Raw genomic sequence first — 17,467 nt, forward strand, 5'->3', positions numbered from 1 at the left:
TGTGACTGTAGTTTTTGAATATGAGAGTACTTCTGGCCGAAGATGAGCCGCAGCTATGCGAGCAGATCAAGAAACTTCTAAGTGCAGAAGGTCGTGTCGTAGATGTGGCCAACAATGGAACAGACGCGCTGCACTTGGGCGCGACCGAACCTTACGACATGATCATCCTCGACATCGGGTTGCCACAACGCGACGGTATTTCAGTCCTGCGTGAGTGGCGTAGTGCAGGCGTAAAGACACCTGTATTGATCTTAACGGCTCGCGATGGGTGGAGCGAGCGCGTGGATGGCCTGGATGCCGGCGCGGACGATTACATGACCAAGCCGTTTCACATGCCCGAGTTGGCAGCACGTGTGCGTGCAATTCTGCGCAGACAAAGCGGTCAGTTGAACCCCTTGATCGAAATGGGGGATGTCTCGCTCGACACGCGAAACGGGCGCGTCAGTGTTGGTGGAATTCCTGTGGATCTGACCGCACAAGAGATCGCCGTTCTTACCTACCTTGCTCACAACATGGGACGCATGGTTTCGCGTACCGAGTTGTCAGAACACATTTACGAATACGACGGCGATCGGGATTCCAACACCATTGCTGTTTTCATAACCCGGCTGCGCAAAAAACTAGGCTCTGAACTTATTACAACTGTCAGAGGGCGCGGCTATATGATCGATACCGACTGATGTTGTCGCTTCGCCAACGCGCGTTGCTTGGTGGCCTCGCGACTGGCGCCCTTTCTGTAGGGGTCGGAACGCTCGTTGTGTTTTCCTACATCAACACCCGTGTCCTGGAGCAGTTTGATGAAACGCTGCGCGACAGGCACACACAACTTATTGTAGGCCTGAGCGCAACTACAGACGCCCCTGAAGCTCTGCGTGATCTCATGTTCGACCCGGCTTACGGAACGCCCTACTCCGGCAGGTATTGGCAAGTGACGGATGGCAGCGGAGCCATATTTACGTCCGCGTCGCTCTTTGACGAAACAATTTCCGAACCTGCTGATTTACGTGGAGAGGCGGTCGTCTGGAACACCGCTGGCCCGAATAATGAGTCCGTACGCAGTGTGTTTCAGAAAATCACCTTCGAAGACGGAACGGAATGGGGCGTGATAGTCGCTGAAAGTAGAGGAGAGCTGATCAGCGAACGCCGGGCTGCGCAGGACAACTTGCTGCCGGTTTTTGGATTGGTTGGCTTGATCGGAGTTGCTGGTTCGTTGGTGTTAATGTCTGCAATTGTTGGCCCCCTCAGGAAGCTGCGCGCAGACGTGACGCATCGCTGGGACAAGGGAGACGATCTTAGGCCGGAAGACTATCCTGAAGAGGTCTCGCCGCTTGTCGACGACCTTAATCAATTGCTGCACAGGAACCGCGAGATTGTATCTGGCTCCCGACGGCAAGCGGCTGATTTGGCGCATGCGCTAAAAACTCCGACTGCTATACTGCGAAACGAACTGACGGCTTTGTCGGACAACGGAGCGGATACCCAACCTGCCGACGACGCGTTGAACAGGATCGATGCTCAGCTCAAGCGTTCCCTTGCACGCATGCGTGCGTCAAATACCGCTGAACTTACATACTCTCGAACTGATCTTACTCATTCGGTTAATAGGCTATCCAGATTGTTCTCGGTCACGGCAGAGCGTGAAGGAAAATCTTTAACGAGAGAATGCGAGAGCGGGCTTCAAGTCCGAATGGACGCTCAAGACATCGAAGAGGTGATTGGAAACCTCCTCGACAACGCTCTGAAATGGTGTCGGACAAGAACTCACATAGCTGCCAAACGTGTTGAGGGCGGTATTGAGATTTGCATTGAGGATGACGGACCTGGAATTCCGGAAGATGCACGTGAAGGGGTACTGCATTCCGGAGGGCGGCTGGACACTTCTGTTAGAGGCACTGGTTTGGGTTTGGCCATAACAGTTGACTTGTTGAACGCCTACGGCAGCAAGCTAACACTGGGTACATCCTCTAGCCTCGGCGGCTTGGCTTGCCGGATTCTAATTTCAGGAAAGACACAAATGTGAATAGCCGAGACCAGTCCCTGGGTTCAGGCAATCGAAGTACAACTCATTTGTGAAGAATGTGAATTCGAACGACTTCGGCACTTCTCCTGCAAGGAACGGTGGCAATGTTGGCCGCGACCGCGGACTTGCAGCGAGATGTAAAATAACTGGTTCGTGGCACAGGGCGAACTTTGCAAAGTCCGCTTTCTGCGCTTCACAGTTATTCTAGCAGCATGCACCATCTTGTGGGTTTTAGGCTCATTGCAGTCACTCTCTGCGCGTTAAACAAAGGACTGCTATTAAATTGTTTGGTTAGAAAATCTCGAATTCTAGAGTCTCAAAAATTCAAACCTCTAACTAGCTGATATTGTTGCAACTGCAGTCTCACCATTAAGGTGATCCGACAGCGCTTTTCGAGTGTTCCCACGGCGCAAGAAGTCGACGTGCAACAGAAAGCTAATGAGCCTCTTCGCAACCTGGAAGCCGGCACAGTGTGTCTTACTTGGGCTTGACTAATCAGCAGAATACCCTGCCCCAGCGCTCGGCCCTAACCGGTCACACGCTAGGCTTGATTGGAAAAACCGCAACGCGGACAAAGCTGCTGTTCGCACGCCTAAGCTGAATGACTGCTCGCCAACGCAAAGCATCAATTCGCAGAAGGAAACGCAGTTTAAAGCTATTTTTTGCAACATTTATCGACTGCTACCTGATCACTCCTTCAGATCCTGCTTTAGCAGGAACTGGTTCTTAAAGTTCTTCAACCCCGGCATAACGTCGGCCTTTGCAATATCGTCACTCGCGTGGATTTCATGTTCAAGAAATTCCCTTAGTGCGTCATCGTCGTCGCTGACGAGTTCGATAATCAGGTCATATCGACCCGCGACCCACAGAATGAAAACAACCCGAGGGTTCTTTTCAAGCCGCTCCGCCACCTGGCGTGGGGTCACGCCAACAGCCACGTTCAACCCGATCATTGCGTCGGTTGTGTACTCCGTGGCCACAGGATCCGACATCGCGACGATCCGCAACATGTTATTGTCTCGCAGACCGCTCACCCTGTTGCGGATGGTTCCTTCGGACACGTTCAACTGCTGCGCAATCTCAGAAAAGGCCATCCTGCCATCTTGCTGCAAAAGCCGGATGATCTGTTGGTTCAAGTCATCCTTTGGGGACCTAATGCTCTGTGCGGTGGCGCGCACGTTTGATTGCTTTTTGACTGCCATATACCCGATGCTCGATTTCTGCATTCGTAGCTGAGACTAGGTGAGGACATCGAAATCCGCAATTCTCCCCTGTGAATTCTGTGGCGGGAAGTGCAGAAAACGACATCCTTTGCCCTCGACACCGCAGATTCCAAGGACGGTGACGCGAGTCGATTACCAAATTTCCTATAAAATCCCGTTGGAATTGCGCCCCTCGCAATCCACACGACCCCATTATTCGAAATTCGCATCACTATGCCGCTTTTTGACCAGATTATTTCTGATTCTTGTCTAAAAATTCCAATTAGTCGCGAAAATCGAAAGTTTTCTAGGCGATAAATGCGATATTCGCAGTCGAAACCTCAGGTCCCGGCGCGGCGAGACAGAGCCGGCAAGTAGGAAGACCGCGAGAAACGGAAAAACCATGCGCCTGTCGTTGGACTGACGGGTACAGGTGGCAGTGTCGAAGGGAGGACAAATGACAATTGCCGAGGATAGAGCCCATGCCGTTGGAGGACCTCAGCACGGGCTGACCGCCGGGGCATATCGCAGCGAAGAGTTCTGGCAGCGGGAATGCCAGACGGTCTTGGCCAAGAACTGGGTATTCATCGGGTTTGCCCATCAGATGGCAAACCCCGGCGACGCTCATCCGGTCACATGCGCAAACTTGCCACTGCTGGCGGTGCGCGGTCGTGATGGCGATATCCAGGTTTTTCACAACGTTTGCCTGCACCGGTGCATGACATTGGTCGACAAGCCTAAGAACGTCGGCAAGCTGATCCGATGCCCCTATCACGCTTGGGCTTATGACCTGGATGGCCGTCTGCGGGCTGCACCTCATTTTGCCGGAACCGGCAAGCAGGAGTTCGACGGCTTTGACATCAAAAATCATCGCCTCAAACCCGTACGCACGCATGTCTGGCATGACTGGATCTTCGTCAATCTGGACGGGAACGCGCCTGATTTCGAAGACTATGCCGCGCCTTTGATCAGCCGGCTAGAGGGGATGGACTTCACCAGAGTGGAACCAATTGGCCTGCTCGACTTTGGTGAGATTGGCACCAACTGGAAGCTGATCATGGAGAACTTTATCGAGCCCTACCACGTTCAGTTTGTCCATGCCTCAACCACTGATCAACCATTGGAGAATCATTACACCATCACCGATGGCACCTGCATTGGCAGCGCCGTGGACCTGAACGAAGAGTTGGGAACATCCGGCAGTCTGGGTGTCAGCTCTCGTTATCTGACACTGTACCCCAATTTCATTCTGGGCCGCTATTTCCCGGACCAACTGGGCGTCTATCTGAACGTGCCCATCGGCCCCGGGAAAATGCGCCAGTACCGTGCACTCTACACGACAGAAGGTCAGGAGCTGAGCGCCGAGGAAATACAAGCCCTCAGAAACCTTTGGTGGGATGTCCACAAGGAAGATCACGAGATGGTTGAACGCATGTTTGAAGGCCGCAAATCCCCGGTCGCCGAGGATGGGGGCCTGTTGTCGCCCGCTTGGGAGGACAGCGTGCGCGCCTTCCAGGATCTGATCGAGCGCGACGTGGCCGGTGCTTAAGCAAGAAGGAACAATATCGATGAATAAGTTCATATCCAAAGGGTTTCGTCTGGCCCATACGATGATGCGGGTCACCGACATGGAGAAGTCACTGGATTTCTATTGCGGTATTCTGGGTATGGAAGTGCAGCGGCGCACGGACTACCCCGAAGGCAAATTCACCAATACCTTTATCGGCTATGGGCCCGAGGCCGAGTTTCCTACGCTGGAGCTGACCGCCAATTGGGATCAGGGCACGCCGTATGACAAAGGCGACGGCTGGGGTCACATCTGCATCGAAACGCCGGATGTTTATGCCGCGTGTGAACAGCTGGCTGCGGCGGGGGTAAACATCACCCGCCCACCGGGGCCAATGAAAAACGGCACAAGGGTCATCGCCTTTTGCGAAGACCCCGACGGTTACAAGGTCGAATTGAACGAATCCATACTGAAACACCTGGCACAGGAAGGCTGACCAAATGGGTGACACACCTCAACTTTTCAAATTCGATCTGGTTCAAAATCGCTATGACTCGATGGGTGACAGCGACACTTACATCAAACCGATGGTGACCAGCGAATTCAGCAAGTCCATGTGCGGTGGCATCAACGTCTTGAACAACATCAAGGTGCCGTGGGATCTGACCTGCGACGAGATCATTTATTGCCTTGAGGGCACATTCCGACTGGTTTGCGATGGCAAAAGCTATGTTTGCAATCGTGGTGACGTGCTGTTTGTCCCAAAGGACAACCACATTTCCTACGAGTCGGACGGCAAATGCGTGATCTTCTATGCCGCCTACCCTCACAACTGGAAACAGCTTGCCGGGATCACGCAGGTTCCGGGCATCGACCCTGACGATTTTGTCCCCGGCTGAACATCTTAATCGCTGAGCGACAGAACAACCGAAACCAGCACTAACGCTGAGGGGTCACCCTCGGTGAACCAAATCTGTTTGCCATTCGATGGGAGGACGCCGAATGCCCAAGGATAATGCCAGCACCCGCATCTACTACGAAACGTTCCACGACGCTGTCGAACGTAACCGCCCGCGTATCGCAGAAGTACGGCAGCATCTGGAAGAGGCTGGCGTCAAATATGTGATGGCCGCCTGGATTGACCTGCACGGTATTCCAAAAACAAAACCCGTACCGATGAGTGATTTTGAACCGCTATGCCTTGGGAAAGGGCCACAATTCGCGGTGCATTCGATTTCGTACGTGCCCGAGCTAAGCCCCGCCGACAGCGATCAGGTGGTGGTTCCGGATCTCGATGCCGTCTACGTCTGTCCGTGGGACACATCGATGGCGATCATCTTCTCGGATCTCTACTGGGAAGACGCTCCTTACAACGTTTGTCCGCGTCAAGCCCTGAAACGCGCCATGCACGAGGCCGCGCTGGAAGGGTACACGGGTTACGCCGGGGTAGAACCCGAGTTTATCGTGATGAAATATGACGACGCCGGGCAGCCGGTAAAGGCATTTGACGATGACCCTGCAGACGGGCTTCGTCCGCGTCGTCAAGCATTTGGCTATGATGTTGAGTATTCCATAGACTCGATGCCATTCCTAAAAACCCTGATCGACATCATCGAAGGATTAGGCTGGAACCTGCATGACGTGGTGGCCGAGGGTGCGTACTCCCAGTTTGAGCTTGATTTCCACTACACCAACCTGCTGGAAATGTCCGACCGGTTGGCTTTTCTGCGCATCACGTTGAAAGAGGTGGCCAAGCAGCAAGGGCTGTTTGTGACCTTCATGCCAAAGCCAACTGTGGGGGACTGGCGGTCCGGGGCGCATATCAACATGTCGATGCAGCATGAAAGTCGCCCCGGCGAAAACATTTTTGAGACACCCGATGGCAACTGGAGCGACGAAAGCCGCTGGGCCGTTGGCGGGCTGATGCAGCATGCCGAAGCAATCACGGCGATCACCTGTCCGACCGTGAATTCCTATAACGGGTTGGTGCCGCGCGTTGGAGGTTTTGAAGGCGGCACGGTCACCTGGGCCCCGACCAATATCACTTATGGCTTCAATAATCGCTCGGCCCAGTTCCGCCTGCCACAAAGCCGCCACTGCATCGAAAACCGTGCCTGCGACATGACCATGAACGTCTATCTGGCAATGGCAATGCATCTGAGCTGTAGTGTGAAGGGGATCAAAGATAAGATCGACCCGGGTGAACCAACGGATTTTGATCTTTATTCAAAGACCGAAGCTGAACTTGCCGAGCTCGGAATCCGCCGATTGCCGCGAACCCTGTTTAACGCGATCGAGGCCTTGCGTGGCGATGCCATGGCGGAACATGTAATGGGCCCGGTGATGCGTAAATCTTATCTCGAATACAAAAACGACGAGTGGGAGCGGTATCACCAATCGGTCACCGATTGGGAAGTGCAGGAATATCTGCGGCTTTACTAAGCCAGGAAAGGAACAGGTGGTGCCGGATTTTGAGATTTACGAGCTGGGCGACTTTCCGCTTTTGTCTGGCAAGGTATTGGAGGATGCCAAGCTTGCCTATCAGACCTACGGCACAATGTCGGCCGCCCGTGACAACGTCATCGTTCTGCCCACGTTTTACACAGGCACAAATTCCCGTAACGAGGGGTTCTTTGGCCCAGGTCGCGCGATTGATCCAGCGCGGCACTTTATCGTCAGCCCGAACCTGTTCGGCAATGGTCGTTCGTCGTCTCCATCGAATGCGCCTGCGCCGCAGGACGGCCCGCGTTTTCCGCTGGTGCAGATGTGGGACAATATTACTGCCCAGCACCGGTTGATCCATGATCACCTGGGGATCGAGAAAATCGCCCTAGTCGCTGGTTGGTCAATGGCGGGCTGTCAATCTTACCAGTGGGCAGCGCAATACCCGGATATGGTGCGGGCAATCCTTCCATTCTGCGCGTCGGCCAGAACTTCACCGCATAATTTCGTCTTCCTCGAAGGGGTCAAGGCAGCCCTTTGCGCGGATCAAAATTGGAATGGCGGAAATTATGTTAGCCCACCTGAAGCGGGGCTGAAGGCCTTTGGTCGAGTTTACGCAGGATGGGCCTTCTCTCAGACGTTCTATCGCGAGAGGCTTTATCGGCAGCTTGGCTTTCAAACCATCGAGGAGTTATTGCAGGATTGGGAACGCGATCATGTTCAGGGATGGGATGCCAACGACCTGTTGGCCAAGCTTGCAACTTGGCAAGCTGGCGATATTTCTGTCGGGCCGCTTTACAATGGGAATTTCAAACTGGCACTGGGTGCCATCAAAGCTCGCGCCATCCTGATGCCTTGCGCGCAGGACCTCTATTTTCCACCAGAAGACAATGAAATTGAGGCCGGCCTGATGCCTAATGCCATCCTCCGCCCCTATCATTCGCCTTGGGGCCATTGCGCTGCTAACCCCGGCAGTGACAAGGGCTTCACTGCGCAGTTAGATGCCAATATTCGTGATCTTTTAGTGTAGCAACACTTGGTGAAAACCGCATGACTGCAGGCACCCACTAGTTACTAGTTTTCCCTTCGATTGAAGAGCAAAACAACGACAGCTGAACGCCAAATTTCCTATCTTAATTTGGAACCGCCTTGGGCTATTTCCCAGCTTTCAAAAAACCGTGTTACTGCGCGCAGCAGACGCCGATACCAATCGCAACATTGGTCGCTCTGGGCTCTAACCGGACATTTGAAAGTTCAAAATAAGGACTGTAGTCAGCCCATTACGGACGTTAAACTGGTGTCTATTTGCCAGCAGTTTAAGGATAAAGCCGGCATCTAAACTCTGCTTCAGTTTGTTGGCAAGTACCGATCCAACAGAGCATCGACCAACCCTTCCTGAAGTTGGTAGCCAGCCGCCTCGCTCACGCGCAAAATATCTTCAAGTATAATAAGTTGCTCCATGCCGGTCGTCATGGACAACCGCTTCGCCAGGTCGTCTATTTCCTTCGGCTCCATCAATGGGTGAACTGGCGCAAGTGCTTCCGAAAAAGCCGCCACTCTTCTTGCGCCGCGCATTTTTACGGTTCCATCCTCAAGCGATGCCTTGAGTGATTCAGCCAGAAACTGCCGGAAGTGCGCCTCATGAACCCGAGAAAAATCCAGATAGTAGCGCGCGACGACATGTACACGGCTGCTAACGTCACCCAGCCCCTCGAGAAGTTCTGACGTTGGAGTGACTTCAAGATCGAGCGTCGCATCCAAAGCCAAGACACTTGGATCAGAAAAGTAACGATAGACCGTCGCACGGCTGGTTTTGGCGCGTTCAGCGACTTTTGCCAGTGTAACTTCCTTGCCTTCCGACATCAGGTCACGTGCTGCCGAAAGAAGTGCTTCTCGCGTTCGGTTGATTTGATTTGTTCGAGGTGCCAAGCTCAAGCCTTTTGTGATACACTTGTCTCATAAGTAGATGTATGTATCATAAGAGTAGTATGTTTCAAGTAAAGGGAGTCGCAGCAATGACTGAACCTCGCCCGCGAGTTTATCATCTTCTTGGGAACCTTTTGACCTTTCACGCCTTTCCTAGTGAGACCGGAGATCGTTGCACAATCGTTGAGATAAAAACGGCGCCGGGTGCCGGTGCGCCCCCCAATCATCATGCTGGCGAAGATGAGAGCTTCTATGTGCTTGATGGTGAATTCGAGTTCTTTTTGAATGGAGAGACAGTCACCGTTAAAGGTGGTGATTTTGTCAAAGTTCCGGACGGCGCAGTGCACGCCTTCACGTGTATCGGGGAACGGCCTGGCCGGTTACTCTGCGTGAACGCCCCTGGCGCGATGCATGACACTTTCTTTACTGAAGCCGGTGAAGCAATGCCTGACGGTACGACCGATATTCCGGCGCCAGATGGGCCGCCAGACATTCCGGCGATCATGGCAGTAGCGGATCGAGTAGGAATGACGATCTTAGCGCCAGCGGACGTTCCTAGCTAACGAACCTGCAGAACTCCAAATTGCGAAACGGGGTCTTTGGAACAAAGCTTTTGCCGTACACCCCGCTTTGAAATACTAGCTCAATCCGAAGCCGACATTCACGACGAGACCTTGCGATTCTGGTTAGCGGACATTCGCGGCGCATCTCCAAAAATGTCTTCTGTGTGAACCAGGGCAATCGATTAAGCGTAGGCGTGATAGCGGCTTAGATTGTCTGCTATCAGTGCTTGGTTGAGTACAAATTGGAGTGAGAACGCTCAACTCAGCATTCTTTCCGAAACGTCCTCAAGAAGGGTATGAAGGTCGAACTCTTCGCCTTTCTCAGCAAGCCCTTTGTCATGCAAAATGAAGGACAGCCCGTGCACGAAACTCCACAACAAAAAACCACGGCGGCGAACTTCGTCTGTGATTCCCGGTTCACCGAGACACTTTGCTACTTCAGTCAAAAGAATCCCGAAACTTTGCTGGCCGCCATCCTCCAGCCGGGGATCCGCGATGCGGTCTGTGAAGCCGCCAAATTTCAGTCTGAAGATCCCGGGCTCATTTAACGCGAAGGCAATATACTCCATCCCTATGGCAGTTATGCGTTCGGGAGATCCTTCAGGAACGCCTTCCAGTGCGGCAAGCATATTGTCTCGGTGCCGATCCATTCCTTCAAGGACAGTAGCGACCAACATTTCTGTCTTGTCTTTGAAGTGCTTGTAAGGTGCCGCGGTTGATACGCCCGCGCGTCGGCACGCCTCGGATACAGAAAAGCTGTCCGGTCCTTTCTCTTCGACCAACTGTCGGGTTGCTTCGATCAGTGCAGCGCGGAGATCGCCGTGATGGTAGGCTTTCTTGCTGACGGAAAGACCAGCCGTTTGTCTGCTTGTCGGATGATTTTTTTCGGTGCTGCTCATGATCCAACATGTGCCAGATCACGTATCTCTTGTCAAAGTGAGAACTTCTAACATATGTTAGAGACGCTAACTTGATGAGGTCCCCAAATGCCGAATCCTGCAAATTCTTCTACTGAAGCGACTAAACCGAACCTATTTGCACGTGTGCTGGGCGGCACTGTGCGTCTGGGAGTGACCGTCAGTTTTATAGCCGTTGCAGCGGCCGCCGTTTACTTTGGCGCATCCGAGTTAACCCGTAGAGCGGACGCTGTACCCGCACCGGATGCCGCCGCTGTGACCCCGGTGTCCGTGACGCCGATCACGTCCGAGAGCGCGTACACAGTCGACCGTGTTTTCATCGGGCAGGTCGAACCTCAGCGTTCAGCAGATATCTCTTTCGAGCTGAACGGGACGCTGGATCAAATTCTAGTGGATGAGGGTGACGAGGTTGCCAAGGGTCAACTTCTTGCGACACTGGACATCGCACTGCTGGAGGTCGAACGCGACCGTCTGAAAGCATCACGCAATGCCATCGCTGCCCAGCTTGCATTTGCAAGAAAGACGGTCGAGCGAAACGCGAAACTCATTGAAGAAGGCTTTACCAGTCAAGCCCGTTTGGACGAGGCCGTTTCTCAGCAGGATGAATTATCATCCCGAATTGGCGAGTTGGATGCGGCCTTGCGTGACGTAACCGTTCGGATCGAGAAATCCAGTATTGAGGCCCCGTTTGCCGGGCAAATAACCGCGCGACACGTGGACGGCGGTGAAACTCTGCGCTCGGGCGAGCTGGTTCTGGGCATGGTCGAGGTCGTGTCGCCGCAGGTTCGGATCGGTATTCCTCTCGATGTTGATCCGGCGCTTCTGACTGATGTTGAGATCGAAATAGCAGGTCAAAGCTATCAGGCTGAGCTTGCAACCTTGCGGCCCGATATTGACCCGGTGACCCGAACCCGCACCGCGCTGTTCGATCTGAAGAACGCTCCCGACGTTGCTTTCGGACAAACCGCACGTGTTCATGTGCTCGATCCTGTCCAAAGTGCGGGAACCTGGGTTCCCACGACATCACTGAAGGAAGGAACGCGCGGGCAATGGACACTGCTGGTTGCCGACGCGCAAAAGACTGTGCGTTTGGCGACTGTCGAAGTGCTGCATGCCGAAGACGACCGCGTCTTCGTGCGTGGCGCGTTTCCGGAAGGCACCGTCTTGATTGATCAGGGGCCGCAGCGAGTCAGCGTTGGTCAGCGCGTCGCCTTCAGCACCGGCGAGTAACGGAGCGATCTGATGGAAACTCTTACATTTCGCCACCCCCGGTTGGTTGCCCTGATCATTTTAGTACTTGTGTCTGCAGGCCTGTCTTCGTTCCTATCGCTTGGACGGCAGGAAGATCCTACGATCACCAACCTCTTCGCAACGGTAACGACACAGTTCCCAGGTGCAGACCCTGAACGGGTTGAAGCGCTGGTGACAGCAGAAATCGAAGAAGAGCTGCGGAAAATCGCCGAGGTGGATGAGATCAGTTCTGTATCCCGCTCGGGCGTGTCGGTCGTTTCGGTAGAATTGCTGGAAACGCTTGACGAAGCCACTATTGAGCAGGTTTGGGCCGAAGCTCGGGACGCCGTTGAAGATGCGCGCCAGAACTTTCCGGCGGGAGTTTTGCCGCCGGAGTTTGATGCCGAGGGTATTGCTGCCTATTCCGCTGTTATCGCGGTTGCAGCAGAGGAACCCGACTTCCCGCTAACTTTGTTGTCGCGTCATGCCGAAGCATTGGGTGACAGATTACGCGCGATACCTGCGACACGAGCAGTGGACTATTTCGGTCAACCGGAAGAAGAGGTGCTCGTAAGTGTCGATATGGATAAGGCCGCTGCGCTTGGGCTTGGCGCTGCCGAGATTTCCCAGCGGATCGCCGAAGCAGATGGAAAGGTTCAGTCTGGGCGGCTGCAATCCGATGTCGACCTGACCATAGGCGTCAGCGGAGAAATTGAGAGTTTGGATCGCATTAGGAGCATCGTCCTGCGAGAAAACGTAGACGGCGCCGTGGTGCAGCTCAGAGATATTGCCAGCGTAGACCGGGGCGCGCGCGAACCGCAATCGTCAATCGCGTTTGCCAACGGAAAGCCCTCGGTTTTGATAGGAGTTCTGGCGCAGGACGGCGTACAGATCGACCGCTGGACGGGCTTTCTTCGGGAGGAGCTTGAGGCCGGCGCCGCATCGGTACCTTTGGGCATGCAGGAAATATTGCTGTTTGATCAAAGCCAGTACACGACGGATCGTTTGTCAGAGGTTGGGATCAATATGGCCATTGGCGTGGCTCTGGTCGTGGCGGTCTTGTTTGTCACCTTGGGGGTTCGGGCGGCCGCGATTGTGGCTTTAGTATTGCCGGTTGTTTCATTGGCAACTCTGGCGACTATGAACATGATTGGATTGCCAATTCATCAGATGTCCGTAACGGGCCTGATTGTTGCCCTCGGTCTACTCGTTGACGCAGCCATCGTCATGACCGATGAAATTCGACGTCGTCTGCAGGATGGCATGGAGCGACTTGCAGCCGTGCGAGACGCTGTTCGCCGGTTGGCCGCTCCATTGCTGGCATCGACTGTCACAACGGCGCTTGCTTTCACACCGATGATCTTGCTGCCGGGACCCGCCGGCGACTTTGTGGGTGCCATCGCGATCGCTGTGGTACTTATGCTTGTCTGGTCCCTGGTTGTGGCCTTGACGGTGACTCCAGCGATTGCGGGATGGTTACTGTCCGATCGCCCCGACGCAGGAATGTTGAGCCGTGGTATCAGCATCCCGCTGCTTGCCCGCTTGTTCGAGGCCTCAATTCGATTGTCCGTTGCCAATCCGGTGCGATCCATCGCATTGGCATTGATCTTGCCTGTGCTTGGCTTTGCGGCCTTTCCAACGCTGACCGCGCAATTCTTCCCTGGCGTCGACCGAAACCAGTTCTATATCGAGGTCGACATGCCGGGTGGGACATCAATTTCCACCACTGAAGCAACCGCGCGCCAGATTGACGAAATGCTACTGGCCGATGACGGTGTTAAGAGCGTCTACTGGACTGTCGGAGAGTCCGGCCCGGCATTCTACTACAACATCGTTGGCAACCGTTCACGCGAGCCCGGTTTTGCTCAAGCCATGATCACGACCGACACGGCCGACGACGCGGCCCGCCTTGTCGGAGCGTTGCAGAGCCGTCTGGATATCGACTTTCCTGACGCGCAGATCATCGTTCGCAATCTTGTTCAGGGCCCTCCGGTCGCCGCACCGGTTGAAGTTAAAATTCAGGGGCAGGACATCACGGTATTGCGCAATCTGGGCGACGAGGTGCGTTCAGTCATGGCCAATCTCGATTTGGTGACCCAGGCGCGCGCTAGTGTGAACGGCGGCAACCCTCAAATCCGGTTCGAGATTGATGAGGTCAAAGCCCGCCTGCTGGGGCTGGACGTAGCGGACATTGCTGGTCAGTTGGACACGGCGCTTGTTGGCATCACCGGTGGATCACTGATCGAAGGGACCGAACAGTTGCCAGTGCGCGTTCGCTTAGGTGACGAGGTGCGATCAGATCTAAGCGCCATTGTAAGTATGCCTATTCTACTGCCGAACGCTGCCGCCATATCTGCGTCCGGAGTTTTCCCCACTGTACCTTTGTCGGAACTAGCCAGACCGGTAATCGAACCTGCGGAAAGCGTAATAACCCGAACGGATGGCGTACGCGAAAACACGATCCAAGCGTTTATCGTACCTGGTGTTTTACCCGAAGAGGCTTTGCAGGACGTACTAGAGGCGCTTGATGCGTCCGGGTTTCTGTTGCCGCAAGGCTATTCGATGTCCTTAGGCGGCGACAGTGATGCCCGATCCAACACCGTGGGTAATCTTCTTGCCTCTGTTGGTTTGATTGTCACACTCTCCATCGCGACCATCGTTCTGACCTTTAACTCGTTCCGGCTGACCCTTGTGACCTTGGTCGTGTGCGTGTTGTCTGCAGGCCTTTCAATGCTGTCGCTGGCCGTTATGCAATTCCCGTTTGGAATAACAGCGATCATCGGAGTCATCGGCTCGATCGGGGTTTCGATCAACGCGGCGATCATAATTCTGACCGGGTTGCAACAAGACGTTGACGCAAGCCAAGGTGACCGAGCGGCCATGGCGCGCGTTGTGACTGGTTCAAGTCGGCATATCATCTCGACAACGGTCACAACCTTCGGCGGTTTCCTGCCCCTAATCATAGGTGGAGGAGCATTTTGGCCACCATTCGCCGTGGCCATCGCCGGAGGCGTACTGTTGTCGACTGTCGTATCTTTCTATTTCACCCCGCCCGTGTTCGCGTTGGTGTATCGTAGAAAGCTCGGCAAACCGTTCGAGGCAAACAACCAACCTTCCCAGCCTCGAGAAGCAATTGTCGCGCTTGTGGCAGAATAACGATTGAGACTACTTATCCTTGCGGGTTGGTGTGTTTCTAAACCGTCGATTTTCGAAGCAACGTTCATGTTCTGCCTTGGGCCGCAAGCCGGACTCTGCAAAGTCTGGTTCCTGCGCATTGGTGTCATTGGGGCATCGAGCAGCGTCGGTCAAAGTGGGCTCGATGCGGAGGTTTGCCAAAAAGATCGCGAATGACCTCTATGCGGACAAAGCAACTGTTTGCTGCTGTTTAAACCAAACTACGGCTCCGCGGCCTTTTCGGCCTGGCATTGCTGTTAGACAGCATAATGAACAAACAGCAGCGAAATCGACCCCACAAGGATCAGACTCAGCGCCCATATTACGTCCAGATTGAACCACCCTTTCGAGAGGAATCTCAGGCCCAGCCAGTGATACACTCCGAAGGCAAGCAACCCGCCTGAGATTGTCATGGCCAGCGTGTGGGCCAAGGCAACACCAACAGCGATTTTGGCGTTTCCGGTCATCAGATCAGCCGCCGCTGCGTGTCCTGGGTCCGTAGCGATCGTGCGACAGATGCCCAAATATATAGGAACCAACATCAGCCCTGCTCCGTGCGCCATCGCTGCCAAAAATGACCAGAGCGCCAGCCGCGACGGAGGTACTCGCGCAAGGATCCGCGGGTGACGCCGGTTGAGCAACAGATAGACGCCCAATCCGATCACGAGACAGGCCGCGAAGATTTGAATCTCACGCTGCCATTCGGCTAGAAACAGCAGCGCAGTAAAGGGAAACAGAATGGCGCCCATCGCCACGAGATGCCCGGCCGCCAGCGCGATCAACGCCCGGAACAGGCTGTTGCGGTTTTTGTCCATCAGCGCCGCAGACACTGCCAGGGGCCAACCCATACCCGGATTGACCCCGTGATAGATGCCCGAGGCGACAACAGCCCACCACAGGGCTGTTGTCGTGTCTAATCCGTCCACGCTTCAGACAGACGGGTAACAGAAGCTATCTGTTGAGCAGTCTCCGCCTTCGAGGCGGATCTGGTGGCTGCGATAGCCTTTGGGGAACTCGACATAGAAATCCTTGTCCAGTTCCAGACCACCGTTTTCCCCGACATTGGCCATGACCATTTGCCCGCCCTCATGGTCCGGGTAGAACTGATCGTCCCACGTTGAATAGAGCGAGTTAGTCCAGTAGACCCGTTTGCCGTCCCGGCTGATCTCAACCATCTGGGGGCCGTAAACAAAATCCTTGCCGTTCGGGTGTTTCGCGCCGCGCGCAATCCCACCAAGCTCGACCTTGCCGGTCAGCTTGGGGTTCATCGGGTCAGAGACATCATACTGGTGCATTTCACCCTGACCCCAACAGGCGACGTAGAGGTACTTGTCGTCCAGGCTCAGGTCGATGTCGGTGACCAATGGGGGTACGGCCTCAAATCCCTGCAACAGAGGCGGAAGGTTCTCGGCCTTCTCAGGTCGCGGATCAATCGTGATCGTCTTTTTAGCCTCGAAAGTTCCGTCATCCTTCTGCCACCACGTAAAAATTGCGCCCTGCAGGTTTGTTGTATCCACGACAACACCGCAAAAACCATAATCCTTTGCCGGATCATGAGCAGGTCGGATCTCCAAAGCCATCTGGTGGTTCTCTCCCAGATCAATGGTTTGGACGTTGCGGCGTTCGCGCAGGTTCCAAAAATGGATCTTGTGACCGTATTTGTTGGACAGCAGATCCTCGGCCACGATCCCGTTTTCAAACTGTGGCGGCAGCCCCCATTCGGAACTCACCATGTAGTCGCGCGGAAGGTTCCACCAGAAATCATAATGCTTGTCCTGTTCACCTCGGTCCATCTCGTAGCGGCCAAGGATATCAAACGTTTCGCAGTCCATGATGAAAATGCCCGGAGGGCCATCCGTGCCATCGGCACCGCCGCCCCCGAGTGTCGAAACATAAATCCCTTCGGGACCGCAGTGGATAGTGTGCGGGCGGGAATAACCAGTTTTGGCGAACACCTCTTCGGGTTCGATGATTTTGTGAATCTTCGCCTTCAGGGGTTCCTTAACGTCGATCACGTAGATGCGCGAGGACCGGATACCCGGTACGATCAGGTACCTGCGTTCCAGAAAGGCATACCCGGTCAGGGGCGAAAGCGCAGAAGAGCACGCGTTCCAGCCAAAGTGGTGAAACTCGTCACCCTTGTTGGGCATGATAAGCTGATGGACGATCTGACTGTAGGTCTTCGATTTCGGGTCAACATCCACAACGGCCAGGCCATCCGGCTGTGAGCCGTCCGGACTGAGCATCAATGTAAAGGCAAGCGTTTCCGCCGGTGCCTCCATGGCAAGTTTCGGAGTTGCGTGAAAAGTCGGGTCAGGTCTCAGGTTCATAGCTGGCTCCTCCCAGGCCGCGGGCGCCAGATCTAAATCAAGTTTTGTCTGGTATCGCCCAGAACTGAGAATGGCACATATTCAAGATTCGCGAAAACGCGCCAAACTCAGGCACTTGAATTTACCGTTTTGCATCGGCTCTTCTAATGACCGAAA

General features: G+C 54.4%; 15 protein-coding genes. 10 read left to right on the forward strand and 5 right to left on the reverse strand.

Going from position 1 to position 17,467, the window contains the following annotated elements; translation table 11 throughout:
* Positions 1–20: 20 nt before the first annotated feature.
* Both ACR0AK_RS16450 and ACR0AK_RS16455 read left to right on the forward strand, forming a co-directional pair.
* The gene (locus ACR0AK_RS16450; protein WP_480794129.1) at positions 21–680 is read left to right on the forward strand and encodes a response regulator transcription factor; all 660 of its coding nucleotides are present in this window, start codon (positions 21–23) and stop codon (positions 678–680) included.
* A complete protein-coding gene (locus ACR0AK_RS16455) occupies positions 680–2,020 on the forward strand; it encodes a sensor histidine kinase (RefSeq protein ID WP_480794130.1) in 1,341 nt (446 codons plus the stop codon). The genes ACR0AK_RS16450 and ACR0AK_RS16455 overlap by 1 nt, the downstream gene beginning before the upstream one ends.
* Positions 2,021–2,709: 689 nt before the next feature.
* Here the strand turns inward: ACR0AK_RS16455 and ACR0AK_RS16460 are convergent.
* Positions 2,710–3,222, reverse strand: a complete 513-nt coding sequence (locus ACR0AK_RS16460; protein WP_480794131.1) for an Lrp/AsnC family transcriptional regulator — start codon at positions 3,220–3,222, stop codon at positions 2,710–2,712.
* 457 nt (positions 3,223–3,679) lie between these two features.
* Between ACR0AK_RS16460 and ACR0AK_RS16465 the strand changes: the two genes are divergently transcribed.
* The 5 genes from ACR0AK_RS16465 (at position 3,680) to ACR0AK_RS16485 (ending at position 8,201) form a co-directional block, all read left to right on the forward strand.
* Complete coding sequence (locus ACR0AK_RS16465) at positions 3,680–4,771, forward strand: aromatic ring-hydroxylating oxygenase subunit alpha (RefSeq protein ID WP_480794132.1); 1,092 nt, start codon at positions 3,680–3,682, stop codon at positions 4,769–4,771.
* A gap of 19 nt (positions 4,772–4,790) precedes the next feature.
* On the forward strand, positions 4,791–5,225 hold the full coding sequence (gloA, locus tag ACR0AK_RS16470) for a lactoylglutathione lyase (protein ID WP_480794133.1): 435 nt from the start codon (positions 4,791–4,793) through the stop codon (positions 5,223–5,225).
* Between the two features lie 4 nt (positions 5,226–5,229).
* Positions 5,230–5,628 carry a cupin domain-containing protein gene (locus tag ACR0AK_RS16475; RefSeq protein WP_108859955.1) on the forward strand — a complete coding sequence of 133 codons (399 nt, stop codon included), beginning with the start codon at positions 5,230–5,232 and terminating at the stop codon, positions 5,626–5,628.
* A gap of 103 nt (positions 5,629–5,731) precedes the next feature.
* Positions 5,732–7,171 (forward strand): glutamine synthetase family protein, encoded by a 1,440-nt coding sequence (locus ACR0AK_RS16480; protein ID WP_480794134.1) that lies wholly within the window; start codon positions 5,732–5,734, stop codon positions 7,169–7,171.
* Positions 7,172–7,190: 19 nt separating this feature from the next.
* Positions 7,191–8,201: an alpha/beta fold hydrolase gene (locus ACR0AK_RS16485; RefSeq protein ID WP_480794135.1), complete on the forward strand. Its 1,011-nt coding sequence runs from the start codon at positions 7,191–7,193 to the stop codon at positions 8,199–8,201.
* A 317-nt stretch (positions 8,202–8,518) separates the two neighbouring features.
* On the opposite strand, the gene ACR0AK_RS16490 is transcribed toward ACR0AK_RS16485, so the two are convergent.
* Positions 8,519–9,106: a TetR/AcrR family transcriptional regulator gene (locus ACR0AK_RS16490; protein ID WP_480794136.1), complete on the reverse strand. Its 588-nt coding sequence runs from the start codon at positions 9,104–9,106 to the stop codon at positions 8,519–8,521.
* 80 nt (positions 9,107–9,186) lie between these two features.
* On the opposite strand from ACR0AK_RS16490, the gene ACR0AK_RS16495 reads away from it, so the two are divergent.
* The gene (locus tag ACR0AK_RS16495) at positions 9,187–9,660 is read left to right on the forward strand and encodes a cupin domain-containing protein (RefSeq protein ID WP_480794137.1); all 474 of its coding nucleotides are present in this window, start codon (positions 9,187–9,189) and stop codon (positions 9,658–9,660) included.
* Between the two features lie 257 nt (positions 9,661–9,917).
* Here ACR0AK_RS16495 and ACR0AK_RS16500 read toward each other — a convergent pair whose 3' ends face one another.
* The gene (locus ACR0AK_RS16500; protein WP_480794138.1) at positions 9,918–10,559 is read right to left on the reverse strand and encodes a TetR/AcrR family transcriptional regulator; all 642 of its coding nucleotides are present in this window, start codon (positions 10,557–10,559) and stop codon (positions 9,918–9,920) included.
* Between the two features lie 87 nt (positions 10,560–10,646).
* Here ACR0AK_RS16500 and ACR0AK_RS16505 point away from each other — a divergent pair, with 87 nt between their 5' ends.
* Together ACR0AK_RS16505 and ACR0AK_RS16510 are read left to right on the forward strand one after the other, a co-directional pair.
* On the forward strand, positions 10,647–11,807 hold the full coding sequence (locus tag ACR0AK_RS16505) for an efflux RND transporter periplasmic adaptor subunit (protein ID WP_480794139.1): 1,161 nt from the start codon (positions 10,647–10,649) through the stop codon (positions 11,805–11,807).
* Positions 11,808–11,819: 12 nt separating this feature from the next.
* Positions 11,820–14,963, forward strand: coding sequence for an efflux RND transporter permease subunit (locus ACR0AK_RS16510; RefSeq protein ID WP_480794140.1), 3,144 nt, complete (start codon positions 11,820–11,822; stop codon positions 14,961–14,963).
* Positions 14,964–15,238: 275 nt separating this feature from the next.
* Here the strand turns inward: ACR0AK_RS16510 and ACR0AK_RS16515 are convergent, their stop codons facing one another.
* Together ACR0AK_RS16515 and ACR0AK_RS16520 are read right to left on the reverse strand one after the other, a co-directional pair.
* Positions 15,239–15,907, reverse strand: coding sequence for a hypothetical protein (locus ACR0AK_RS16515; protein ID WP_480794141.1), 669 nt, complete (start codon positions 15,905–15,907; stop codon positions 15,239–15,241).
* A gap of 3 nt (positions 15,908–15,910) precedes the next feature.
* Positions 15,911–17,311: a selenium-binding protein SBP56-related protein gene (locus tag ACR0AK_RS16520; protein WP_480794142.1), complete on the reverse strand. Its 1,401-nt coding sequence runs from the start codon at positions 17,309–17,311 to the stop codon at positions 15,911–15,913.
* Positions 17,312–17,467: the final 156 nt, after the last annotated feature.

The sequence above is a fragment of the Ruegeria sp. BI12 genome (genome assembly GCF_056537985.1).